Genomic DNA, 25327 nt, shown 5'->3' with positions numbered 1-25327 from the left:
GGCTGCGCGTGGACCATGATTCGTGAAGGGGGTTCGTCCATGAACAAGCAGGAGCTGATCGCGACGGTGGCCGATCATTCGGGACTGGCGCGCAGCGATGCGGTGAAAGCGGTGGAGGCGGTGTTCGACACCATCTCCGTCACTCTCAAGAAGGGAGAGGAGGTGCGTCTGGTCGGGTTCGGCACCTTTTCCGTCTCGCGGCGCAAGGCGTCGGCGGGGCGCAATCCGCGCACCGGCGAACCGATGACGATCAAGGCATCGACCCAGCCCAAGTTCAAGGCGGGCAAGATCCTGAAGGATTCGGTCAACTAACGGCTGGACAGGCGCGGGGCGGCCGACTAATGGCCTCCCTCCGCACGAGGATGGGCGCGTAGCTCAGCGGTAGAGCACACCCTTCACACGGGTGGGGTCACAGGTTCAATCCCTGTCGCGCCCACCATCCTCGGCAGCCACGACACGGCCCGCGTATCCATGCCGGATATGCGGGCCGTGTCGCGTTCGGGGGGTGGTGTTCGTTCCCATTCCCACCGTCATTGCGAGCGCAGCGAAGCAATCCAGCGCCGCATGTGCCGCCCTGGATTGCTTGGCTGTGCTCGCCATGACGGATGGTGGGATAGGGGCCTACAACCCCAGTTGCTTCGCCAGCCAGGTCGCCGCCTGTTCCGGCGTTTCCTTGTCCGCATCGCGGTCTACCCGGTAATTCGCCTGCCGCATCGTCGCCACGTCGATCTTCCCCGCCAGCGGTCGCAGCGCGGCGGTGAAGCGGGCGTCGGCCGCCCGGTCGGGTGCGAGCAGCAGGATCGCATCGTATCCCGGTATCGCCCGGCGTGGATCGGCCAGCACGCGCAGCCGCTCCGCCGCGATCCGCCCGTCGGAGGAGAAGGCGGTGATCGCATCCACCCGCCCGCTGCCCAGCGCGCGATACATGAACGTCGGGCTGTACGGCGTGGTCGCCGCGAACCGCATCGGATAGGCGCGCCGCACCGCCGCCCATTCGGGGCGTTCGAGGAATTCCAGATCGCTGCCCAGCCGCAGGCGCGGCGATTGCGCGGCGAGATCGTCCAGCGTCGCGATCCGCCGCTGCGCCGCGACGTGTTCCGGCATCGCGAAGGCATAGGCATTCTCGAACCCCAGCGGCGCCAGCAGCCGCACCCGGTGCGTCGTTCGCGCCCAATCGGCGATAGCGGCGAGCATCGCGGGGCGGGCCGGCACGTCGCGCCGGTGCATCTCGTTGCTCCAGATCGTGCCGGCATAATCGACATAGACGTCGATCGTCCCGCTCGCCACCGCGCCGAAGATCACCGCCGAACCCAACCCGTCGCGATATTCGACGCGGTAGCCGGCGCGTTCCAGCCGCTGCCCGATCAGCCGGGCGAGGATATACTGCTCGCCGAAATTCTTCGCGCCGACCACCACCACCGGGCCGTCGCCGCCGCGTGGCCAGGCCGGGGCGGTGGCGGCGATCAGCCCGATCCCTAGTGCCACCAGCGCGCCCAGCCAGACCGGGCGGCGGCGGGTGGCGATGCCGCGTTCGACCAGCCCGATGCCGGCATCCACCGCCAGCGCCAGCGCGGCGGCGGCGACGCAGCCGGCCAGCACCAGCGCCCAGCTTTGCGTCTGCAACCCGGCGAAGATCAGGTCGCCGAGACTGGGCTGGCCGACCGTGGTCGACAGTGTCGCCGCGCCGATCGTCCACACCGCCGCCGTCCGCAGCCCGGCGATGGCGACCGGCGCGGCCAGCGGCGCCTCCACCAGCCGCAGCTTCTGCCACGGCGTCATCCCCACCGCGTCCGCCGCCTCGACCACCGCCGGGTCGATCCCGTTCAGCCCCGCCACCGCGTTGCGCAGCAGCGGCAGCAGGGCATAGAGCGTCAGCGCCAGCAGCGACGGCAGGAAGCCGAGCGCGGGGATGCCGCCCCCGACCAGTGCCGACAGGCTGAGCAATGCGGGAAAGAACAGCGCCAGCAGCGCCAGCGACGGAATGGTCTGGATCAGGCTGGCGAACCCCAGCGCGATCCGCGCCACGCGTGGCCGCCGCGCCGACACGATCGCCAGCGGCGCGGCGATCGCCACCGCCAGCGCCAGCGCCGCCATCGCCAGCAGCACATGCTGCGCCAGCAACGGCGGCACCCGGCCCAGCGCGTCGAGAAAGGCGTTCATGAGGCCAGTGCCGCCAGCCGTGCGGCCTGCGCGCGCGGCACGCCGACCAGCGCCTGTGCCGCATCCCCGCCCGTACCGGCCAGCAACGCCCCCGGCGTCTCGTCCGCGACGATCCGCCCCGCCGCCATCACCACCACGCGGGTCGCCAGCAGCAGCGCCTCCGCCATGTCGTGCGTCACCAGCACCGTCGTCAGCCCCAGTTCGTCGTGCAATGCGCGCAGTCGCCGGCCCAGCGCGTCGCGCGTGACGGGATCGAGCGCGCCGAACGCCTCGTCCAGCAGCAGCAGCTTCGCACCCGGCGCCAGCGCGCGGGCGATGCCGACCCGCTGGCGCTGGCCGCCCGACAGTTCGGCGGGCATCCGCGTCGCCACGGCGCGTGGCAGCTCGACCAGATCGAGCAGCCGTCCGACATCGGCGGGCGGATCGCCCGCCAGCCTCGGCCCAATCGCGATGTTCTCCCCCACGGTCATGTGCGGGAACAGGCCGATATGCTGGAATACATAACCGATCCGTCGCCGCAGCGCCGGGGCGGGACCGGCGGCGACATCCGTGCCGTCCACCAGCACGCGGCCGGCACTGGGCGGCACCAGCCGGTTGACCATCCGGAGCAACGTCGACTTGCCCGATCCCGACGCGCCGACCAGCGCGACGAACGCGCCCGTGTCGATCGCCAGCGTCACGCCATCGACCGCCATGACCGTGCCGTACCGCCGCTCTACCTGGTCCCAGCGGATCGCGGGCGGCACCATGGGGGAAGGGGGCGATTGCATCCGGCGCGACGATGGGGGAAGCCGGTGCGACAAGCAACAAGGGAGAGGGGACGGATGCGCGCGATCCTGATTACCGGCGGCGGCTCCGGCATCGGCCGGGCGACGGCGCAACTGTTCGCCGCGCGCGGCTGGCGGATCGGGCTGGCCGATATCGACGCGGACCGGCTGGCGGCGACGGCGGCGCTGCTGCCGGCGGGGGCGGCAACCTATGCGATGGACGTGTGCGACCGCGATGCGTGGGCGAGGATGCTGGCGGATTTCGGGCGGGACGGCGGGTTCGACGTGCTGTTCAACAATGCCGGGATCGCGGCGGGCGGCCCGCTGGCGGCAATGACGGGCGCGGCAATCGACCGGGTGATCGCGATCAACCTGACCGCGATGATCGACGGCGCGCGGCTGGCCTATCCGTATCTGAAGGCGAGGCCGGGATCGTGCCTGCTCAACACCGCGTCGGCGGCGGGCATCTATGGCTCGCCCGGTCTCGCCACCTATGCCGCGACCAAATGCGCGGTGCGCGGGCTGACCGAGGCGCTGGACGCGGAATGGGCACCCGACGCGATCAAGGTGCGCGCGCTGATGCCGGGCTTCATCGACACGCCGCTGCTGGACGCGACGCTGGCCGGGTCCAACCGCAGCGCCCGCGACGGCGTGGTCGCCGCCGGGCTGGAGTTCACCGCCGTGGAGCGGGTGGCGGAGGCGGCATGGGCGGCGGTGCATGGCGACCGGCTGCTCTGGCCGATCGGCCCCACCGCCCGCCGCCTCGCCTTCGCCGCGCGCTGGCTGCCCGGCCGCCTGCGCGCGAAGCTGAGGGCCGGGCGGTAGCGGCGGGCCGTTCTGTTCAGGGCGAGGGGGCGCCTATTTCCCCGTCAGCCGCCTCGCCAGATCGAAGCTGGTGTGCGGAGGCTGGTTGTAGGCGGTGTTCTGCCACGCCACGCCCAGCCGATAGACCGGATCGTGCATCAGCGTCGCCAGCCGGTACGTCGTCGGAAACGGCGTGGCATAGATGCGCAGTTCGCGACTGTCGGCGCTGCGCACCAGCAGTTCCTCGCGCCAGTCGCCCAGGATATCGGCGCTGAGGGCGGGGTTCTTCTTGGTGCCGTTGTTCGACTCGGTGCCGTCGGCGATCAGCAGCGGACGCTCGCGCCCCGCCTGCCAGTCCCATTTGTCGATGCGGTTGCCGTCGAGCAGTTCGCGCTGAGCATCGCCGTCCCACCAGATCGCGAAGTTCGCCGCGCGGGGGCGGCCGCCGGGAATCGGCTGGCCATGCACGTCGAACAGGTCGGGGGCATTGGACGCCCAGGTTTCCGCACCGGGATGGCGCGGATCGATATCGGCGGCGAGCCCGCGACCGGTGTCGGTATCGGCAGGCTTGGTCCACAGCACCCGGCCGGTGCGGGCATCGAGCATCGCCGCGCCGATGCCGCCATTGCCGCGCACGTTTTCGTGCACGCCGAACTTCTCCAGTCCCGGATGGGCGGGGTCGAGATCGGAGACGTGCATCGCGTCGCCATGGCCCAGGCCGCTGCTCCACAGGCCGCGACCATTGTCGTCGATCGCCATCGATCCGTAGATCACCTCGTCACGCCCGTCGCCGTCGACATCGGCGACCGACAATTGGTGATTGCCCTGGCTGGCATAGGCGGCGTTGCCCGGCGCGGCGGAATCGAACATCCACCGCTGCACCAGCTTGCCGCCGCGCCAGTTCCACGCCGCCACCGCCGAGCGCGCATAGTAACCGCGCCCGAACACCGCGCTGGGCCGGCTGCCGTCGAGATAGGCGACCCCCGCCAGATACCGGTCGGACCGGTTGCCATAGCCATCGCCCCACGTCGCCGCCAACGCCGCGGTGGTCGGCGTGAGCGAGGCGGCGTCGCGCGGCGGCGCATAGGGCGCGGTGGCGAGCGCGGCACCGGTGCGACCGTCGAACACCGTCACGAATTCCGGCCCCTTCAGGATGCGACCGACCAGCGGCGCGACGCGGCGGCCGTCGGGTAGCGTCTTGGCACCGGTGCGGTCGCGCTGGTCGACCTCGCCGTCCGCCGGCGTGCTGCGCCAGTCCGCCGCCGCATCGCCGACCACGCGGCCGGTGCCGTCGACCGTGCCGTCGGCGGTCTTCATCATCACCTCCGCCCGGCCGTCGCCATCGAAGTCGTAGACCAGGAACTGCGTGTAGTGCGCGCCCGAGCGGATGTTGCGCCCCAGATCGATCCGCCACAGGCGCTTGCCGTCCAGCGTATAGGCATCGATCAGCGTCTCGCCGGTATAGCCGGGAAAGGCGTTGTCCTTGGCGATCGTCGGATACCATTTGACCACGATCTCGTACCGGCCGTCGCCGTCGAGATCGCCGACGCTGGCATCGTTGGCGGTATAGCCATAGCGTTCGCCGGTCGGCGTGGTGCGTTCCGCCGGCACGTCGAGCGGGATGGGGAGGTACCCCGCCCCCCACACCGGCACCGCCGCCGACCGGCCACCCCGGCCGACCGCCTCGATCGCGTAGCGCGAGGTCGCGGTGCCGGTTTTGTCATGCACGCTGGTGGCGCCGCCGCGATCGATCGTGGTCAGCCGGCGTCCGTCGCGATACAGGTGAAAGCGCGTCGCGGCGGGATCGGTCGCCAGCAGCCGCCACTGCACGTGATTGCCGCCGCCATCGGCCGGCACCGCGACCAGCCCCCGGTCCAGCCGCTCGATCTGTCGGGTGGGCGCTGCCGGCGAGACGGCCGGAATCATCATCGTGCCAGCCAGGATCATGGCCGTGAACGTCGGGCTTCGCATCGAATCATCCTCATCCTTGTCCTAACATATGGGCACATTTTCGATATGTTGAAAATAGGCTTGCATCCTGTCCCATCTGGGATATGGCGAAGCACAAGGCATGAAAAATGCTCGCGACGCCGGCCGACGGCGTCGTCAGGGATGGAATACTGGGGAGGTTCAGGGTGAAGACGTTTCGTAACCGGGCTATCGCGATCCGCGGCGCCACGTCGATGATCGCGCTGGTGACGGGCATGGCCGTTGCCCCCGCCGCGATCGCCCAGACCGGCACGCCCGCCTCCGCCGCGCAGACGCCGACCGATACCACCGGCAGCCAGGCGGTCGATCCCGCGCCCGAAGCCGTCACCACCGTGCAGGACCCGGCGACACCCGACACGCCGGAGAACACGAACCCCGAAGACATCATCGTCACCGGCACCCGCGCCTCGCTGCAATCGGCGATCGCGCGCAAAAAGAACGCCGGCACCGTGGTCGATTCGATCGTGGCGGACGACATCGCCAGCTTCCCGGACAAGAACGTCGGCGAATCGCTCGCCCGCGTCACTGGCATCCAGTTGAGCCGCGATTTCGGCGAAGGTACGGCGGTGTCGATTCGCGGCATCGAGCCCGATCTGAACCGCGTCGAGATCAACGGCGTCAGCCAGCAGAGCGCCGGCGGCAGCCGCGCCGGTGATTTCCGTGAACTGGCATCGGAACTGGTCAAGTCGATCGATGTGTACAAGGGTTACACCGTCGACCTGACCGAGGGCGGCATCGGCGGTACGATCAGCATCGAGACGCGTCGTCCATTGGAGTTGAAGGCGCCGATCTTCAGCATCAAGGGCGAGGCGCAGCGGCTCGATCTGGCGCGCAAATGGGGGCCGCGTTTCAATTTCCTTGCGGGTCGTTCCGATCTGTTCGGCGGCCGGCTGGGCGTGCTGGCCAACGTCACCTATTACAAGGTCAAGCTGCGGCAGGATTACATTAGTAACACCAACTGGGCGCGTCAGGCGGATTTCGATCGATCGACTGATAAGACGCTCGCAAACCCGGCCTATGCCGCGTTCAATACCTACGAAAGCTGCGCCGGGGTGACTGGCGCGACGGCGGCAGTTGCGACAACAAATCGGCTGGCCTGCGAAACGCAGTTCTTCGACTGGACCCCGAACAGTGTCCGCACCCGTTCGCGTACCATCGATGACAATCGCCTGAGCGCCGATTTTCAGGCGCAACTGCGGCTTGCTGACAACCTGACCGTCTGGGGCCAAGCGACATATACCCGGCGCGACCAGCAATTGCGCGATGCCAACTTCTTTCTCGACAACAGCAATTTTCAGCGCTTTAATTTCGATCCCGCACTGGCCGCGAATGCGGCCGGCGGAACCTCGCGACCGCGGATAACGGCCGGTACTTTCACGGCGGAAGATCATGTCGTCACCAGTTGGCAAACCCAAGCCAACCAAATCAATCTCGGCACGGCCGCTGCTCCAGTGTTCGGTGGGGCTACTAACAATCTTGGCATCCAGCGGCGGGATTTCCGCTATCCGGAAACCAGCCTCTATTTGCAGACGGGCTTCACATGGGAGCTCGGTAGGCTTTCGGTCGTTGGTTTGGCATCGCGTGCCAAGGCGGATCGAAAAAGCGATTCCAATCTTGTATCGATCAGCACGGGCGTGAGTGGTGCCACAGTTGATCGCCGTAACGACCTTGGTGCTCCGTTCATCGTCTTCCCGGCTGGTTTTGATCCTGCTGACTCGGATACCTATGCCCGGCCTCGCGTCGGTGCGAACGGCGTTGCATTGACGCAATTTGGCCCCAGCGTTCAGTATCGTCCAAGCGAGAACGGTAGCTCGGAGGATCAGGCAAAGATCGATTTCGACTATGAGGTAGAACTGGGACCACTGCGCAGGATCGAGTTTGGCGGGCAATATCGTAAGCAGGAGACGTACGAGTATCTGTCGGGTGGTTCCCGTATCCTGCGTCCCGCATCTGGTACGACGCCTGCAGTGTTTCAGTACGGTAACAATGTCAGCTATACGACGGTTATCGGAAGCCCACCGGCTGCTGGTGCCGCACCCAACACCTATTATTTTTCGCCAGACCGTTATGCGCAATTCATCCGCGAGACAGGTGGTGTCCTTGGCGGTGCGCCGATCTACGAGGGACTGTCAGGTATTCCTGATACCGCGCCGCGCCAACTGGCCATCCCGCAATTCGATTTCGCAACGCTGTCGCGTTTTTACGATCTGTCCAATTTCAATCGCAGTCGTATCCGTTTTGCGGACGGTCAGTCGCAGATTCCGAACCGAATTGTCGATGAAAGCATCTATGCCGGATATCTCAAGTTCAATTTCGAACAGGAATTGTTCGGGATGCGTCTGACCGGGAATGCCGGTTATCGTTACGTCCGCACGGAAGATGATTCCACCGGCAGCAACCGTCGGCAGGAAATCCGTATCGTGCCGGGAACGGGCGTTAACGGCGTTCCGCTCCAGACGGTCAACACGCTTATTTCGGTCGAGCAGGTTACGGTCAAAAACAGCTATGACGACTGGTTGCCGGCACTGAACCTCAATCTTGAGGTATTCAACAATCTGTTCGTGCGCGCAACGTTTGCCAAGAACCTGGCGCGACCGCAGCCAGATCGGTTGGCAGCGACCGTCACCTGCAACTTCGATCTTGATGGTGCGATCGCTGGAGAAGACACGTGTACGGCTGGCAATCCGGCACTTCAGCCGTATCGCGCCGACTCTTACGATCTGAATGTCGCTTGGTATCCCAATCAGGACACCCTTATCAGCATCGGTTACTTCAAAAAAGACGTGAAAAGCTTTATCTTGAACGGACAGACCAGAATTGGCGTCGATCTGTTTGGTGACGGCGGCAGCTTCACGGTGGTGCAGCCGATCAATGGCTTCGGGGCCAAGCTGGACGGCGTGGAAGTTAGCGCGCAAACTGCGTTCACATTCTTGCCGGGCTTTTTCAGCGGCTTCGGTGCGTCGGGTAACTTTACTTATGCCCGTGCACTCAATTCGGGACTTGTTAATCTCGCGACTCAAGAATCGCTACCTTTCTATCCGGGCCTCTCGAAATACACGTACAACGCCAGCGCGTTCTACGATAAGGACTGGTTGAATGCGCGTATCAGCTACAACAAGCGCAGTCGTTGGTTGCAGACGGCCGCAAGCGGCACCGATGCCAACAACCCGATCTTCCGCAAGGCAGAGGCGTTCGTCGACGCCAAGGTGCTGTTCCGGATCAGTCCTCAGTTCAGCGTGTTCGGCGAGGCGCTGAACCTGACCAAGGAATTCACCCAGACCTATATCGATCGGCTTCGTACCGTTGAGGCGTTCTATCCCGGTCGCCGCTTCTTCCTGGGCGCGCAGTTGAAGCTGTGATGCGGGGGGCGGGGTTGTCGTCAGGCTGGTTCTGGTCGTTCATCCGTCCCTCTGCCCCCTCGTTCCCCCGCGGTCGTCGTGCGAGCGACGGTCGCTCTGCCCCGGTGCGATCCGTTCGTGCCGGGGCATTTTTGTGCGCGCTCGCGGTCGTCGTGCCGTCGCCGGTTGCCGGCCGCGATCCGGCGATGCGGGTGTCGGCGTGGCGGGTCGAGGCGGAAAGTCCCGCCGCGCGGGTGCGGGGCGACGGGCGGGTGATCGACATCGATACGCCCGGTGGCCTGACCCTCTGGTATCCCCGCGCGATCACCGGCCCCGCGACGATCGCGTTCGAGGCGATGGCGGTGCAGGCGAGCGGCGCAAACGATCACGTCAGCGACCTCAACGCCTTCTGGATGGCGACCGATCCGGGAGCGCCCGGCGGCTCGCCGGTCGGGCGGCGCTCGGGCAAGTTCGAGGCGTATGACACGCTCCTGACCTATTATGTCGGCATCGGCGGCAACCGGAACACGTCGACGCGGATGCGTCGCTATGTCGGCCGGCCCGGCGACCGGCCGCTGCTGCCCCAGCATGACCGTGCCGATGCACCCGCCTTGCTGGTGCCCAACCGCTGGACGCGCATCCGCCTGATCGCGGACGGATCGCGGATCGCGGTGGAGCGGGACGGCGCGACGCTGTTCACGCTGACCGATGCCGCGCCCTATGCCCGGGGCTGGTTCGGGCTGCGCACCACCGCCAGCCATCTGCGCATCCGGCGCGTCCGCATCACGCATCCCTGAAGGACCGATCCCCATGACCATTTCCCGACGCGATGCGGTGAAGGCCGCGCTGTTCGGCGGCATCGCCACCACCGCATCCGGCATCGCGCCGGGCGTCGGCGCGGCGCTGGCGAAGGGACCGCCCGCCACGCCGGTGCCGCTGCGCTGGATCGACGGCACCGCGCCGCCGCTGCATCTGGGCCAGACGGTGGGCGTCGCCTGGCCGCGCGGGCGGCTGCGCAAGGGTACCGCGCTGTCGGTCAGCGCGGGCGGCACGGCGGTGCCATCGCAGGCATGGACCACCGCGACCTGGCCCGACGGATCGATCAAGTGGACCGCGCATGCCATCCCCCCCGGCACCGCGACCGGGGCCCTGACTACCGGGGGCCTGACCGTTGCGCCCGGCCGCGCGGCCCTGCCGACCGGCGCGGTGCGGGTGGAGGAACGTGGCGATGCCATCCTGATCCGGCAGGGACCGGTGACGTGGGAGGTCGCGCGCAGCGGCGACGTGCTGATCCGGGGCGCGCGGCATGGCGACCGGCCAGTGCTGGGGCCGGTGACGCTGGTCGGCGCGGTGCGGCCGTCGATCGAGGGCGCACCGGTCGATTTCACCGGCCGGATCGAGCGGGTGACGATCGAACAGCGTGGCCCTGTCCGCGCGTGCATCAAGGTGGAGGGGATGCACCGGGCGGGGCCGCGCGGCTGGCTGCCCTTCACCGTCCGGCTCTATGCCTATGCGGGCGGCAACCACCTGCGCATCGTCCACAGCTTCGTCTATGACGGCGATCCGGCGAAGGATTTCCTGTCGGCGATCGGTATCCGCGCCGGCGTGCCGATGCGTGGCGCGATGCACGATCGCCACCTGCGTATGGCGGCGGACGGGCCGATGTTCGTCGAGGCGGTGCGGCCGCTCACCGGCCTGCGCCGCGATCCCGGGCCTGCGTTCCGCGCCGCGCAGATCGAGGGGCGGGCGGTGCCGCCGCTCGACCAGATGGCGAAGACGGTGCGCGACCGGCTGGAGCGCATCCCCACCTGGGGCGACGTGTCGCTCGAACAGCCGACCGCGCATGGCTATACCATCGTCAAGCGGACGGGGGAGGGCCATGCCTGGATCGATTCCGCGCAAGGCGCCCGCGCGCCCGGCCTCGCCTATGTCGGTGGTCCGGACGGCGGCGTCGCGATCGCGCAGCGGTTTTTCTGGGAGCGCCACCCCAGCGCGCTCCACATCCGCGACGCCGCCACCGATACCGCGACGCTGACGGCGTGGCTGTGGTCGCCGCAGGCACCGGCGATGGACCTGCGCCCCTATCGCGGCGTGATGGGGATGGAGGGTTTCCCCGCGCAGAACGAGGGGCTGGACATCACCTATGAGGATTACGAGCCCGGCTGGGACAGTGCGACCGGCATCGCGCGCACCAGCGAACTGACGTTGTGGGCACTGCCCGCCACCCCGCCGACCGCGACGCTGGCGGCGATGGCGACGGCGAACGCCACCCCGCCGCAACTGATGGCGGACCCGGCCAGCCTGCATGCCGCGCAGGTGCTGGGCGACTGGGGCCTGCCCGACCGCTCCACCGCCAACCGCGCCGCGGTCGAGGACCAGATGAATCGCCTGATCGATTTCTACGCGGGCGAGGTCGAACGGCGCAACTGGTACGGGTTCTGGAACCACGGCGACGTGATGCACAGCTATGACGCCGACCGGCACCAGTGGAAGTACGATATCGGCGGTTTCGCCTGGGCGAACAGCGAACTCTCGCCCGATCTGTGGCTGTGGTACGCGGCGCTGCGCACCGGCAAGGCGCAGGCGTTCCGGCTGGCGGAGGCGATGACGCGGCACACGGGCGAGGTCGACAGCTATCACCTCGGCCGGTTCATGGGGCTGGGCACGCGCCACGGCATCCAGCATTTCGCCGACAGTTCGAAACAGCCGCGCGTCGCCAACGCGATCTATCGCCGCCATTTCTATTACCTGACCGCCGACGAGCGCACCGGCGACCTGTTGCGCGAATTCCTGGTCAGCGACCAGGCGCTGACCACGGTGGAAATCGGGCGCAAGGTCCCCTCCGGCCCGCCCGCGCCGACGCCGCCGGGCACGGTGGAGATGGGCTTCGGCCCCAGCTGGACCGCATTGTGCGGCGCGTGGCTGACCGAGTGGGAACGGACCGGTGACCCGAAATGGCGTGATCGGATCGCGGCGGGGATGGACAGCATCGGGCGCATGGCGCGCGGCTGGCTGACCGGTAGCGCGCCGTTCGAGCTGAAGAGCGGACGCTATCTCGATCCCGGCGCGAAGATCCGGCTGTCGCATCTGTCCGCCGTGTTCGGCGCGGTCGAGATCAATGCGGAGATGATCCAGCTGATCGACGTGCCGCGCTACAAGGCCGCGTGGCTCGACTATTGCCGCTGGTACAATGCGCCGCGCGCCGATTTCGTCGCGAAGTTCGGCCCCCCCGCCGGCCCCCGCAACCTGCGCGAAGGCCATTCGCGGCTGACCGCCTGGGCCGCCCATGCCGAACACGATACCGCGCTGGCGGATCGCGCCGCGACCGAGTTCTTCTCGGGAGAGGCGGGGCTGGGAACATGGTCCACCGACCCGCGCCGCACCATTAAGGATGTATCGGGTGCGTCCGTGGTCGAATGGCCCGGCGTATCGACCAACGCCGCCTCGCAATGGGGGCTGGCGGCGATCCAGTTGCTGGCGCTGGTGCCGGAGGCGATCGATCGCGGCACGATTCCGCCCTGGTCGGAAAAGAACAAGTCGCAACAGGTGTCCTGACCTTTACGCCGGCGGCGTGGTGCATTACTCGGACCAGATAAAATCTGGGAGGATGTATGAAGGCTGGATTCCTTGGAGCGGTGCTGGCGTCGGCAGCGATGATGCTGACGCCCGCCGCCGCGACCGCGCAGCAGGCCGCACCGGCTGCGGCGACGGCGACGTCGACGGTCACCGCGACCGGCACGGTGAAGGCGGGGGCGCCCGGCGCGACGATCGACCGGCGCATCTTCAGCCAGTTCGCCGAGCATCTGGGCTATGGCATCTATGGCGGCATCTGGGTGGGGCCGGGATCGAAGATCCCCAACACGCGCGGCTATCGCAACGACGTGATCGCCGCCCTGCGCGCGCTGAAGGTGCCGGTGGTCCGCTGGCCGGGCGGCTGCTTCGCCGACGAATATCACTGGCGGGAGGGGATCGGCGCGCGGAACAAGCGCCCGGTCAAGATCAACACCCATTGGGGCGGCGTGACCGAGTCGAACGCGTTCGGCACGCACGAATTCATGGACTTCGCCGAATTGCTGGGCGCGGAAGCCTATGTGTCGGGCAATGTCGGCAACGGCACGCCCGCCGAGATGGCGGAGTGGGTCGAATACATCACGTCGCCCGCCGGCACGCTGGCCGACGAACGCGCGAAGAACGGGCGCAAGCAGCCGTGGAAACTGCCGATGTTCGGCATCGGCAACGAATTGTGGGGCTGCGGCGGCAACATGCGGCCGGAATATGCCGCCGACCTGACCCGCCGCTACGGCACCTTCATCAAGGTGCCCGAGGGTACGAAGACGCTGCGGATCGCCAGCGGCGCGAATTCGGACGACTATAACTGGACCGAGGTGATGATGCGCGAGGCGGGCGACCGCATCGACGGCATCGGCGTGCATTACTACACCGTCCCCGGCACCTGGGGGAAGAAGGGGTCCGCGACGCAGTTCGACGAGGAGGAATATGCCCGCACCCTCTCGAAGACGCTGAAGATGGAGGAACTGATCACCAGGCACGGCGCGATCATGGACAAATATGATCCGAAGAAGCGCGTGAACATGGCGGTCGACGAATGGGGTACGTGGTACGACGTCGAGCCCAACACCAATCCCGGCTTCCTGTATCAGCAGAACACGATGCGCGACGCGATCGTCACGGCGCTGAACATCAACATCTTCACCCGCCATGCCGATCGGGTGCGGATGACCAACATCGCGCAGATGGTGAACGTGCTGCAGGCGATGATCCTGACGAAGGACGGGCAGATGGTGCTGACCCCGACCTATCACGTGTTCGAGATGTACAAGGGCTTCCAGGACGCGACCTTCCTGCCGGTCGAGCTGAAATCACCCTGGTACAACAAGGAACAGTGGGTGATGCCGTCGGTCAGCACGACCGCCGCGCGCGGCACCGACGGGGTGGTGCGCGTCGCGCTGACCAACGTCGATCCGAACCGCGCCGCCAGCGTCTCGCTGACGCTCGACGGTATCACCGCGACGACCGCGACGGGACGCGTGCTGACCGCCGCGACGATCGGTTCCTACAACGACTTCGGAAAGGCGGAGGCGGTGACGCCGGTCGCCTTCACCGGCGCGCAGGTGGCCGGCGGTACGCTGTCGGTGACGCTGCCGGCGAAATCGGTGGTGGTGCTGGAACTGCGCTGACCTTCAAGCCCCTCTCCATACGGGGAGGGGCTTTTCTACCCGCCGTCATGGCGAGCGCGGCGAAGCCATCCAGCGCGTCACGCGCGCGGCTTCTGGATGGCTTCGCTTCGCTCGCCATGACGAATAATGGCAGCCGGGCCGGGGCCGCCGCAATCAACCGCCCGGTGCGAACCCCGTCTGGCGCAACCACGCTGCGCACAGCAGCGGCCACAGGCTGACCGGCAGGTCGGGCGTGTCCAGCGCGAACCCGTGTGGTGCGTCGGCGAAGACGTGCAGGTCCGGCGCGCCGCCCTTGGCCACGATCGCGTCCTTCAGCCGGTATGCGTTCGCCACCGGCACGACGGGGTCGTTGCCGGCATAGACGATGAACGTCGGCGGCGGCGCATCCGCCAGTTGCGCATCGGGTTGCAGCAGATCGTACATCGCCTGTTTCTCGGCCGGCGGCAGCGGCGGCTTGTCGGCGACGATGGTGCGCCCCGCCGCGTTGGTCGAGATCGGCGCATAGCCGATCACCGCCACGTCCGGCCGTGCCACCTCCGCGCCCTCCGCCAACAGACACGCCGCGAGGTGCCCGCCCGACGACAGCCCCACCACGCCGACGGTGCCATGCCCCGCCGCCCGGATCATCGCCATCGCCCGGATCGCATCGGCGCGCGAGGCCAGCGGCCCGGTATCGCTGGTCGGGAAACGATGGACCAGCACATAGGCGTGGATGCCGAGCGTGTTCAGCCACCGCGCCACCGCGATGCCCTCCCGCTCGACCATCAGTTGCGTATAGCCGCCGCCGGCCAGCACCAGCATTGCCGGGGCATCCATCGCGCCGCCCGCAAAGCCGAACAGCCATGGCCGCGCCACCGCCGTCACTACGCCCTCGTCGGACAGCGTGAACGCGCCCTCGACCGGTTCGTCGTCCCACAACGCCGTCGCGCTGTCCGCCCCGAACATTGGCCCGAACATCGGCCCGCTCATGCCACCGGGTTCCGGCCCCAGAGCTGGTCGTAGCGCCAGCCCGACAGGTCCTCGACCACGCGGGCGTTACGCTCGTCGGTGGGGGTGTGGTGGCCAGCGCGGAGATGTTCGATCTCGTCCAGCAGGATCGCGTGCGTCTTCGGGTCGAGCCGGAACCGCGTGGACACGATCACGCCGAAGATCAGCATCGCGACCGTCCCCAGACCCAGCACGCCGACGATCGCCGCGATCGCCTGCGGGCTTTGCACCGTCGCCTTCGACACGAAGCCCGACGCCTGCATCACCTGTCCGACGAGGATGACGGCCAGCGCCTGGCTCATCTTGCGCACGAAGGTCATCACCCCCGCGAACGCACCCTCGCGCCGGCGCCCGGTCACGATCTCGTCGACGTCGGCCATGTAGTTGTACGTCGCCCACGGAATGTAGTTCAGCGCGCCGCGCCCCAGCCCGGCGAATACCACCGGCAGCCAGAACAGCGACGAGGTGGCGGTATAGCCCGCGCCGTACATGCCGAGGAAGATGAACACCCCGATCGCGAAGCTGAGCGCGGCGAAGCGGTATGCCATCGCGGGCGACAGCCGCAGCGCGAAGTTGATCGCCAGCACCACCGCGACCAACTGCACGATGTACGTCACGCCGACCAGTTGCCCGACGATCGCGGTCGATCCGGCCAGCGCGAAGATCACGAAATAGGTGAAGGCCGCGTTGTAGATGTCCTGGCTGATGTACCCGCCCAGATACATGCCCAGGTGCAGGCGGAACGCGCGGATGCGCAGCGTCGAGAACAGGTTGCGGTACAAGGCCCGGAACGACGCGCCCAGCGTCGGCCGCTCGCGCGCATCCTCTTCCGCCTCAAGCTCGGGTGGCCGCGCGCGTTCCCAGCTGAACGCATAGAGCAGCCCCGCCGCCCCCATGAACAGGATGGAGAAGATGATGCCCATATACAGGTACGTGTCGGGCGAATCCGGCCCCAGATACGCGATCAGCCATGCCGGCAGGAACGCGGCGGCGATCGCGGAACACTGGCCGCACAGGATGCGTGCGCCGGCGAACTTCGCCTTGGTCTTGTAATCGGTCGCCATTTCGGACGCGAGCGTCTCGTACGGGATGATCTCCATCGCATAGACCATCTCGAACAGGACGTAAGTGACGAGATAATACCAGAAGCTTTGTCCCGACACCCACATGATCGCGAACGCCGGCAGCAGCGGGATCGCGGCGAGGATGAAGAACCGGCGCCGCCCGAACCTCTTGCCCAGTCGCGTCCGGCCGATATTGTCTGACAGATGCCCGATCATCGGGCTGGTGAACGCGTCCAGCACCCGCGCCACGCCGAAGATGATCGTCGCCTGCGCCGCCGACAGCCCGCAGAAGCTGGTGTAGAAGATCAGGATCCACGTGCTGATGACCGCCATCGAGCCTGCGCCCAGCACGTCGTTCGAGCCATAGGCGAGCAGGTTGTACCACTTGACCGGGCGTGAGGGGGCGGTCGGCATTATGGGGGCGGCGGCGATGGGATCGGTGGCCATGCGGTATCCTCAAAAGCCCCTCTCCTTCAGGGGAGGGGTTGGGGTGGGGCGCTTCCCGCAAGCGCGATGCTCTTGGTAAGGCCCCACCCCCAGCCCCTCCCCTGAAGGGGAGGGGGGCAACAGGGTCAGATATATGAGCGCAGGAACTCGCCCAGCGCGACGATCGCCAGGCTTTGGCCGTACGGCATCGAGGTGAGGGCGATGTCCTTGTAGAACTGCATCGTGTCGCCCATCGCGGTGCCGAAGCTGACCTGCTTCAACTCGCCCTTGTCGTCGATATTGGCGAGCACCGCCTGCACCGCCTTGATCCCGACCGCCTCGTAATGGCGCGGCAGGTAACCCTTCCGCACCGCCTTCAGGATGCCATAGGCGAAGCCCGCCGTCGCCGACGCTTCCAGATAGCTGGTCGGATCGACGATCAGCGTGTGCCACAGGCCGCTTTCGTCCTGATGCTTGGCCAGCGTCTTCACCTGCGCCGCCAGCGTATCGATCAGGAAGGTGCGGAACGCGTCGCCGGGTTGCAGGTCGAGCATCTCGATGATCTCGGGGATCGCGATCGTGACCCAGCAATTGCCCCGCGCCCACAGCGCGCCGGCGAAATTGTGCCGCTCGTTAAAGTCCCAGCCGTGGAACCACAGCCCGGTCTTCGTATCGAACAGGTATTTGATGTGGATCAGGAACTGGCGCTTGGCCTCTTCCACATAATGCGGCCGGTCCAGCAGCAGGCCGATCTTGGCCAGCGGCAGCACCGACATCATCAGCGTGTCGTCCCACAGTTCGCCCGGATTCTCGTCGTTGAAGACGATGTGCTGGAAGCCGCCCTCCTCGGTCTTGGGCAGGCCGTCATCGGCCATCAGCCATTCGGCCCAGGTGTCGAGATAGGGGATATAGCTCTGGTCGCCGGTCTGCTCGTACAGATAGGCCAGCGTCAGGAACGGCGACATCGTGTTGATGTTCTTGGTCGGCGTGCCCGCCGCGAACCGGTCCTCGAACCATTTCAGCATCACGTCGAACGCGTGTTGGTCGCCGGTCTGCTCGTAATAGCGGTACAGGCCGAACAGGCCGATGCCGTGGGTCCATTCCCAGTCGTTCCACCCCTTGGTGTCGATGACGCGGCCGTCCTCCAGCCGCAACAGGAACTCGCCCGTCTCGTCCTTGATGTTGACGAGGTTGTCGATCAGCAATGCGATCGCGTCGGTCACCTGCTTGCGCGGGACCTGATGGGTAAGGGCGGCCACGAATTACTCCTTGGGGGTCGATAGGGTGGTGGGGGCGGTGACGGTGCCGACAGGCACGCCGCCGCGAACATGGTGGAGGGTGACGAGTGTCACCGGTTCCAGCGCGGCGCCGGGTGCACCGTCGCCGGTGACGGCGAGGGCGAGCGTGTTGCGGCCACGATGGTTCAGGATTCCCTCCGGCACCGGAAAGGTCCGCTGCGGGCCGACATTGGCGGCGAACTGCCCCATTTGCCAGCCGTTGACGAAGACCAGCACGCGGTAACGCCCCGGCCCCGGCGAACGCGGGGTGGCGGGATCGCCGAACTGGACGCCGATCGTGGCATCCTCGCCCTTCGGCACGTTCAGGTCGAAGCGGGTGCGATACCAGAGGGTGCCGGGCACCGGTGTCTGCGCCGGCACGGTCGCGGCGGTCCAGCCGGCGTCGTCGAAGCCCGGCAGGTGCCAGCCCATCCGTTCGCCATATTGGCCGCCATTGTTGGCGGGGCCGCGCACCGGATCGGGCAGATCCTCGCCGCCCTGCTTGCCCTGAATCTTCCACGCCACCGGCACCGCGAAGCTGATGCCGCCGGGCCGCGCGATCGAGACGGAGATCAGCCCGCGCGCCTCCTTGTGGAACTCGTCGGAATCGAGGTCCCAGTTATGGCCGTTGTTGCGGACCATCACCGACAGCACATGCTCGCCCGGCGTGCTGGCCTCGGCCGGCAGTGCGAACTCCGCAACGCCGGTGGTGATCGGCCGGGGCAGGCCGCTCGGCAGTTCGTGCTGGCCGACCAGTTTCCCGTCCAGCCACAATTGCAGCATCCCCGCGCCGCCCGCGCCATAATGCAGCGCGATCGTCTTCGCCTCGGGCGAGCCGGTGAAACGGCCGCGATACCAGACGTCGCCGTCGTGGAAACCGTAGCCGTCCATCGACAGGCTCGGTTGCCCGGTCGGTGGCCGGATCGTGCTGGCGTTGCGCCCGCCCGCCGCCGTCGCCCACGCGCTGTCGTCGAAGCGGGGATCGGTTTCCGGCGACCCCGGTGCGCTCTTCCAGTTGGTCAGCACCGGCAGCGTCAGCGCGCGTGGGCCGGCCAGCGCGGTGCGCGCGACGAGGCTGCCGCTGGCGCTGCGTGTCGTCGCGATCGATTGCCCGTTCCACCGCACGCGGCCGGCACCGGTCCACACCTCCAGCGGCTCGCCCCCGGTGGTGTCGCCGGTCAGCGCCAGCGTCCCGCCCGACAGCGTCGCATGACGGACGAGGTTGGGACCACGCACCAGCGTCGCCGCATCGGGGCGGAAGAAGCGCTGCGCCTCCTTCACCTCGCCGATCAGCAGCGTCAGCGTGGCCTTGCCCCCCTCGATCCGCACGCGGGCGAGGCCGTTATGCGCATAGGTCAGCTTCAGGTCGCGCTTGCCGGCATCCCAAGTCGAGGCGACGTTGCCGTCCAGCACCGTCACTGTCGGCGCGGCGGCGAAGCGCAGCACGGTTTCGCCCTTCTCGCCCGGCCGGCCATAGAACAGCGCGATGTCCTCCGCGCCCCGCCGCAGCGAGGTCTGGAGTTCGGAGGTCGAATAGACCAGCCGCTGCCGTTCCAGATCATATCCCGCCAGCAGCAGCTTGGCGTCCAGCCCGTGCAGTTCGCTGGCGAAGCTGTAGCGGCCATCGGGCAGGTCGGCGGTGATCGTGAAGCTCTTGTCGCCGCCGGCGGTCGACGGCTTGTGCGCCACGAACAGCAGCCGCGTATCGGTGTCGGGATTGCGGTCGTGATAGACCTGCACGTCCGTGGCCGAGACGGTGACGGGTGGTGCCTTCACCAGCTTCGCCAGATCGGCCACCCCGGTGGCGAACTGGCCGAGCTGTTTCAGCTCCAGCGCCTTGTCGCGCAGCACGCGGGGTTCGGAGATCGCCGAGCCGTAATCGTAGGACGTGTACACCACCGGTGCGGGCAGCCAGCCCCAGCTGGTGCCGCCATAGCCCATGTAGAAACTCTGCGCGGCGATGCCGTTGGCGATGTTGGTGCCGTAGAAGACACGCTGATACCCGACGCCGCGCTGGATCGCGTTGCATGGGTACATGCCGTTCGATCCCCAGTAATCGAACCAGCCACCGCCGAATTCCGCGATGAACCCCGGCGTCTTGGGCGAGGCGCTGGCGCCGCCGCGCGCGCCCTCGCCGTACAGGCCCCAGTCGGGGGCGGGGGCGCCCTTGGTCACCTTGTTATGGACGGTGCAGGTCGCGCCCGGATAGCCGTCGAACGCGTAGAGTTCCTGCGGCCCCGGCACGGTCAGCGGCACGGTGGACGACTTGGGCACCCAATAGCCGTTGCGGCCCTGATCGTTGTGGAAGATCGGCACGGTGATGCCGTCCACCCGCGCCTTGTCGTACAGGTGCTGCATGTAGCGGCTCTGCGACGGCGTGGTCAGCGCCAGTTCGTTCTCGATCTGGTGCAGGATCACGGTGCCGCGCCCGTCGTTCAACTGGTGGCGCGCGATGATCGCGTTGATCCGGGTCAGCCATTCGTCGGCCGCCGCCATATATTCGGGATCGTCGCTGCGCGCGCGGCCGCGCTGGTTGACCAGCCAGCCGGGGAAGCCGCCGCGCGACAGTTCCGCATTCACATACGGCCCGGCGCGGGTGATGACGTAGAGCCCTTCCTCCTTCGCCATATCCAGCACCCGGTCCATGTCGCGGATGCCGGTGAAGTCGTACACGCCCTGTTTCGGGCTATGGTATCCCCAGTCGAAATACAGCGCGACCGCGTTGAACCCGCTCGCCTTCATCTTCTGCAGGATGTCGCGCCACAGATCGGGGGAGGGCAGGCGGAACGGGTGGAACTCGCTGGACCAGATCAAGGTCGGCTTGCCGTCGATGATGAACGACCGTTCGTCGAACGCCACGCGCGGTTGGGCGGCGGCCGTCGTTCGCGGTGCGGGTGCCGCGACCTGCGCGGTGGCGGCGGTCGACGCGAGCAGCGCGACGGGAAGGGCGAGGCGGCGCATCAGGCGAGGTGGAACAGCGGCACGAGCGGCCATTCGACGGGCTTGTTGTCCGGCTCCACCACCATCAGTTCGGCCATATGATCCCACCAGCGCCGCATCACCGGCTGGTGCGGCAACGCGTCGCGCGTGTTATCGTCGCGCAGCTTCAGCACTGCGAACAGCGCCAGCGTCTCCTCGTCGAGGAAGATCGAATAATCGTAGATGCCGGCGGCCGAGATCGTCTCGGCCAGTTCGGGCCAGATTTCGTCGTGACGGCGACGATATTCGTCGATGACGCCGGGCTTCAGCTGCATACGAAACGCGTGGGTAGACATCGGACCTCTCCGTCCGTCGATCATGTGGGACAACGGATCATTATCTGGGAGTCATGCCCGATTGGGGCGGACCCGTCAATCGTTCCTCTCCCCTCCCCTTCAGGGGAGGGACCGGGAGTGGGGCCTTTCTGCGCGTGCTCCGTCTGTTGAAACGCCCCACCCCAATCCCTCCCCTGAACGGAAGGGGCTTTGTTACCCCTGATCGGCCTTGGCGATCCGCACGTCCTTGCTATCCCGCACCACCGGCTCGCCCGATGCCTTCAGCCCTTCGATCACAATGTCGCGCCCGTCCTCGACGATCACTGGCGGGCGGGCATCGGGCATGTCGGTCGACAGCGTCACATGGCGGGCGGTGATGCCGCGCGCGTGGCGGATGTACAGGCCATAAGCGGGCAGGGGGCCGAACATGCTGGGTTCGGGATAGCCGTCCCGCGCCTCCGGCACCGGGCGTGCCGCATCGGTGGCGGTACCGCCACCGGCATAGCGGACATCGAGATCGGTCAGCGTCACGTCCTCGACCGGGCTGTCCGCCAGTCCGACGATCGACGCGGCGAAACGCGGATCGATCCCCGTGGCGGTCAGGTTGGCGATCGCGACGTGGCGGATGCGGCCAAGGCCGGTGCCGTCCGGCCCGCGCCGCCGGTCGCCGGTGCGCAGGAACAGCGGCGCGGTCGTCACCTCGTCCATCGTCAGGTTTCGCGCGGTCACTTCCTCCAGCACGCCGCCGTCCACCGTTTCCAGCGCCAGCCCGCGGGACCGCTGGAACCGGCAGTTCTCGATGCGGATGCGGCGGAAGCCGCCATGCGATTCGGTGCCCAGCTTGATCCGCCCCGTCACCCGGTCGCGGTCGGGCGCCAGTTGCTGGGTCCGCCGGCGCGTGCCGTCCAGCAAGGTGCCGGGGTCGAAGCCCGATACCGAACAGCCGGTGATCGTCACATCCTCGCAAGGCCGCGCGTCGCCCAGCGCATAGCTCGCCTTCAGCACGATCGCGTCGTCATTGGGGCTGTTGACGTGGCAGTTGGTGATGGTGACGCGGCGGCAGGCATCGATATCGATGCCGTCGCGGTTGGTGTCGATCCGCAGACCCTCGATCGTCACATCGTCGCAGCCGGTGGCGAGGATCGCGAAATGGCCGCCACGTGCGATCGTCAAGTCCGCGATCCGCACCCGGCGCGCGTTCTTCAGCGCGATCGCCTTGTTGCCGCGCCCGTTCATCAGGCTGCGGTCCGGCTCCAGTTGCCGCATCTCGGTGCCCGTCACGCTGCGCATCGAAGCGGGGTGCGACCCGGCGTTCTTGCCGCCGCCCTTCCACCGCGCGCCCGGCCCCTCACGCGTCAGGCCGATCCCGTCGATCATGCCGGGGCCGACGATCGCCACGTCGTGCACCCCGTCCGCCCAGATCAGGCTGTTGTGGAAATGGCTGTGGCCGAAATCCTGATACACGTCGTTCGACGGCGGTTCGGGCAGGTCGTATCCGCCCGCGTGATGCGCCGGATCGGCCGCCTCGATCACCGCACCCGCCGCCAGCATCAGCGTGACGCCGCTTTTGAGCCGGATCGAGAAACACAGATAGCGGCCGGCGGGGATCAGCACCGTACCGCCCGATCGTGCCACCGCAACGATCGCGCGGTTGATCGCGTCGTGATCCAGCGTCCGCCCGTCACCCTTCGCGCCGAAGGTCCGCACGTCGACCGGCGCAGCGGCGGCGGTCAACAGCGGCACGGCCAGCCCTGCGCCGATCACGGTGCGTCGGTCGATCATGCGATCGACCCGATGGAGGATATCTCGGCCATGGATCTTCCGCGGCGGAGGCCGGAGTCCAGTTGGGAAGCCCGTCGCGATTCATCATTCCCGTTCGCCCAACTGGACCCCGGCCTTCGCCGGGGAGAAGCGGAGCGGTGGGGGCGGAACATCGTCACGCCGTCCAGCCGTGCCGCGCGGCGAACGCGGCGACCAGGTCGATCCAGACATGCGGTTTGCCGTCGCGCCCGATCAACGGCACGCCGTGGCCGCCCGCCTCGCCGATCATCATCTCCGAGGGAATTTTCGCGGCCTGCAGCGCGGTGAACATGCGGATGCTGTTGGTATAGGGTACCGTCCGATCGTCGGCGGCATGACAGACGAAGGTCGGTGGCATCGTCGCGGCGACATGGCGTTCCAGCGAGTATCGATCCGCCATCGCGGCATCGGGCCCATTGCCCAGCAGTTCGCGCTTCGACGGCCCATGCGCGTCCGCCTCCGCCATCGTCACCACGGGGAAGAACATGCCGATCGCCATCGGCCGCGCCGGCAGCGCGTCGGCGGCATCGACCGGGTCATAGGTCTTCGCCGCCGCCTGTTCGCCCAGTCGCCCGACCAGATGCCCGCCCGCGGAGAAACCCAGCGCCAGCACTTTCGCCGGATCGAAGCCCCAGCGCGTCGCCCCCGCGCGGATCACCCGCATCGCCCGCTGCGCATCCTGCAACGGCGCATCCGGCCCGGCCGCCCAATTGTCGTGCGGGAGGCGATAGAGCAGTTCGAACGCGGTCGTGCCGTTTGCGGCATAAAGCTGCGCGAGGTTCGATGGCGCGTTGCCCACCGCGATCCGGGCATAGCCGCCGCCGGGGATCATCAGCACCGCCGTCCCGTTGGGGCGGGCGGCGGGCGTCACCTTCAATACCGGGGTCGCGAGGTGAGTCCACGCGATGTCGTCGGCGGGGCCATCGGGCGATCGCTTGACGAACACATCGGTGACGGTGCGCCCCTCGCCACCGGGCACGCCCTTGGGCCAAAGGGGCAGGCGCTGTGCCGCCTTTGCCGGTGAGGGTCCCTGCGCGCGCAGCGGTGCGGCGGCGGCAAGGGCGAGGCCGGAGGCGAGAAGCGTGCGACGGTCCATCGGGTCAGTTTCCTGCCGGTCGCTGGTCGCTGAACGCGACGCTGGGGGCGATCCGGAATGTCTCGGGCGCCGGCGGATGCGCCGGGTCGAACGGCGGCAGCCTGGGGGCGAGCATCGCGGCCAGCGGCAGGCCGGCGGTCCGCACCCCCTCCGCCACCGCGCGCGCCAGCACCCAGGCGCCGTAATTATCATGATGCGTCGCGTCCTTGCCGCCATCGTTGAAGGCGAGCGGCGCGCGGGCCGGCCCCAGCGCCTCGTAAAAGGCGATCGAGGCGGCGTTCAGGTCGATCAGCGGCACCTTTTCCGATGCTGCCACCGCGCGCACCGCTTCGGCATAGTCGGACAGGGTCGGCTTGATCCGGTCGCCCGTCCAGTTGCGCCGTTCGGGCGAGGTGACGAGGATCGGCGTCGCGCCGCGCCGCCGGAATTCGGCGACGAAGGTGCGCAGCCAGTCGCGATAGGTGGTCGCGGCGGGGGCATGGGTCTGCGGCCACTGTGCCTTCTGGTCGTTGTGGCCGAACTGGATCATCGCCCAGTCGCCCGGCTTTACCCGCGACAATGCCTTGTCCAGCCGCAACTCGGTGACGAAGGATTTCAGCGTCTCGCCGGATTCGGCATGGTTGGCGACCGCGATGTCGGGGCCGACAAACGCGGTCAGCATCTGGCCCCAGCTCGCCGCCGGTTCGAACCGCTGGTCGGTGACGGTGGAATCGCCCAGCAGGTACAGCGTCGGCACCTCGACCGGTGCGATCTCCATCGATCGTACCGCCGCCGTCTCGCCCAGTATCTCCAGCGTCAGCCGGTCGTCCCAGGTGAACGATCCCTGCTCGCGGTCCTTCAGCCGCACCGCCGTGCCGCCCGGCGCATTGAGCGGCGGCGGGGCGAGTGCGGGGGTGCGGACGTTGACGACGAAGCTGCGCGTCACGCTGCCGTCGCGCGGCACCGCGACGGCATTCAGCATCAGCCGTCGGCTTTCCGCCTTGATCGTCGTCACCGACGCGCGTTTCGGATCGCCCAGCGTCACGGTGACGCGGTAATTGCCCTCGGGCAGTTTGACCGAGAACAGCCGCCGCTCGCCCGGTTCGTGCCCCGACGTGCCGTCATAGGGCGCGGCGGTCATCGGCGTGAACCGCTGCGCGACGACCGGGGTCGCGAGCAAGGCCATCG

The 25327-nt window shown here is 67.7% G+C and carries 17 protein-coding genes and 1 tRNA gene; 7 read left to right on the top strand and 11 right to left on the bottom strand.

The window, feature by feature from the left end:
* Positions 1–39: 39 nt before the first annotated feature.
* A complete protein-coding gene (locus tag IFT82_RS01135; RefSeq protein ID WP_192123567.1) occupies positions 40–312 on the top strand; it encodes an HU family DNA-binding protein in 273 nt (90 codons plus the stop codon).
* 52 nt (positions 313–364) lie between these two features.
* Positions 365–439, top strand: a tRNA-Val gene (locus tag IFT82_RS01130).
* Between the two features lie 182 nt (positions 440–621).
* Here IFT82_RS01130 and IFT82_RS01125 read toward each other — a convergent pair.
* Together IFT82_RS01125 and IFT82_RS01120 are read right to left on the bottom strand one after the other, a co-directional pair.
* Positions 622–2160 (bottom strand): ABC transporter permease/substrate-binding protein, encoded by a 1539-nt coding sequence (locus IFT82_RS01125; RefSeq protein WP_192123560.1) that lies wholly within the window; start codon positions 2158–2160, stop codon positions 622–624.
* On the bottom strand, positions 2157–2909 hold the full coding sequence (locus IFT82_RS01120) for an ATP-binding cassette domain-containing protein (protein WP_192124271.1): 753 nt from the start codon (positions 2907–2909) through the stop codon (positions 2157–2159). Before IFT82_RS01120 ends, IFT82_RS01125 begins: the two co-directional genes overlap by 4 nt.
* A gap of 75 nt (positions 2910–2984) precedes the next feature.
* Here IFT82_RS01120 and IFT82_RS01115 point away from each other — a divergent pair, with 75 nt between their 5' ends.
* Positions 2985–3752, top strand: coding sequence for an SDR family oxidoreductase (locus IFT82_RS01115; RefSeq protein ID WP_192123558.1), 768 nt, complete (start codon positions 2985–2987; stop codon positions 3750–3752).
* A gap of 33 nt (positions 3753–3785) precedes the next feature.
* Here IFT82_RS01115 and IFT82_RS01110 read toward each other — a convergent pair whose 3' ends face one another.
* Positions 3786–5660, bottom strand: a complete 1875-nt coding sequence (locus IFT82_RS01110; RefSeq protein ID WP_244646329.1) for a rhamnogalacturonan lyase — start codon at positions 5658–5660, stop codon at positions 3786–3788.
* Positions 5661–5809: 149 nt separating this feature from the next.
* Here IFT82_RS01110 and IFT82_RS01105 point away from each other — a divergent pair, with 149 nt between their 5' ends.
* The 4 genes from IFT82_RS01105 to IFT82_RS01090 all read left to right on the top strand — a co-directional run bounded on the left by IFT82_RS01105 (position 5810) and on the right by IFT82_RS01090 (position 14256).
* Complete coding sequence (locus IFT82_RS01105; protein ID WP_192123555.1) at positions 5810–9079, top strand: TonB-dependent receptor; 3270 nt, start codon at positions 5810–5812, stop codon at positions 9077–9079.
* Between the two features lie 131 nt (positions 9080–9210).
* Complete coding sequence (locus IFT82_RS01100) at positions 9211–9855, top strand: DUF6250 domain-containing protein (RefSeq protein ID WP_199860269.1); 645 nt, start codon at positions 9211–9213, stop codon at positions 9853–9855.
* 13 nt (positions 9856–9868) lie between these two features.
* Positions 9869–12613 (top strand): exo-rhamnogalacturonan lyase family protein, encoded by a 2745-nt coding sequence (locus IFT82_RS01095; protein WP_192123551.1) that lies wholly within the window; start codon positions 9869–9871, stop codon positions 12611–12613.
* Positions 12614–12669: 56 nt separating this feature from the next.
* Positions 12670–14256, top strand: a complete 1587-nt coding sequence (locus IFT82_RS01090) for an alpha-N-arabinofuranosidase (protein ID WP_244646328.1) — start codon at positions 12670–12672, stop codon at positions 14254–14256.
* A 153-nt stretch (positions 14257–14409) separates the two neighbouring features.
* Here IFT82_RS01090 and IFT82_RS01085 read toward each other — a convergent pair whose 3' ends face one another.
* The 8 genes from IFT82_RS01085 to IFT82_RS01050 form a co-directional block, all read right to left on the bottom strand.
* Complete coding sequence (locus tag IFT82_RS01085) at positions 14410–15225, bottom strand: alpha/beta hydrolase (protein WP_244646326.1); 816 nt, start codon at positions 15223–15225, stop codon at positions 14410–14412.
* Positions 15222–16754 (bottom strand): MFS transporter, encoded by a 1533-nt coding sequence (locus IFT82_RS01080; protein ID WP_446740933.1) that lies wholly within the window; start codon positions 16752–16754, stop codon positions 15222–15224. The genes IFT82_RS01085 and IFT82_RS01080 overlap by 4 nt, the downstream gene beginning before the upstream one ends.
* Positions 16755–16879: 125 nt before the next feature.
* Positions 16880–17992, bottom strand: coding sequence for a beta-galactosidase BglB (gene bglB, locus IFT82_RS01075; protein WP_192123547.1), 1113 nt, complete (start codon positions 17990–17992; stop codon positions 16880–16882).
* 3 nt (positions 17993–17995) lie between these two features.
* Positions 17996–20971, bottom strand: coding sequence for a glycoside hydrolase family 35 protein (locus IFT82_RS01070; RefSeq protein WP_192124259.1), 2976 nt, complete (start codon positions 20969–20971; stop codon positions 17996–17998).
* Positions 20971–21285 (bottom strand): L-rhamnose mutarotase, encoded by a 315-nt coding sequence (locus tag IFT82_RS01065; RefSeq protein ID WP_192123545.1) that lies wholly within the window; start codon positions 21283–21285, stop codon positions 20971–20973. The genes IFT82_RS01070 and IFT82_RS01065 overlap by 1 nt, the downstream gene beginning before the upstream one ends.
* Before the next feature lie 192 nt (positions 21286–21477).
* Positions 21478–23046 carry a rhamnogalacturonidase gene (locus IFT82_RS01060; RefSeq protein WP_192123543.1) on the bottom strand — a complete coding sequence of 523 codons (1569 nt, stop codon included), beginning with the start codon at positions 23044–23046 and terminating at the stop codon, positions 21478–21480.
* A 154-nt stretch (positions 23047–23200) separates the two neighbouring features.
* Positions 23201–24160 carry an alpha/beta hydrolase gene (locus IFT82_RS01055; protein ID WP_192123541.1) on the bottom strand — a complete coding sequence of 320 codons (960 nt, stop codon included), beginning with the start codon at positions 24158–24160 and terminating at the stop codon, positions 23201–23203.
* Between the two features lie 4 nt (positions 24161–24164).
* Positions 24165–25325, bottom strand: coding sequence for a rhamnogalacturonan acetylesterase (locus IFT82_RS01050; RefSeq protein ID WP_192124256.1), 1161 nt, complete (start codon positions 25323–25325; stop codon positions 24165–24167).
* Between the last annotated feature and the right edge of the window lie 2 nt (positions 25326–25327).

This window comes from Sphingomonas sp. CFBP 8760, assembly GCF_014841615.1.
Taxonomy (GTDB): domain Bacteria; phylum Pseudomonadota; class Alphaproteobacteria; order Sphingomonadales; family Sphingomonadaceae; genus Sphingomonas.
The sequence above is the reverse complement of the archived record's forward strand: the minus strand, read 5'-3'. Positions and strand labels throughout refer to the sequence as shown.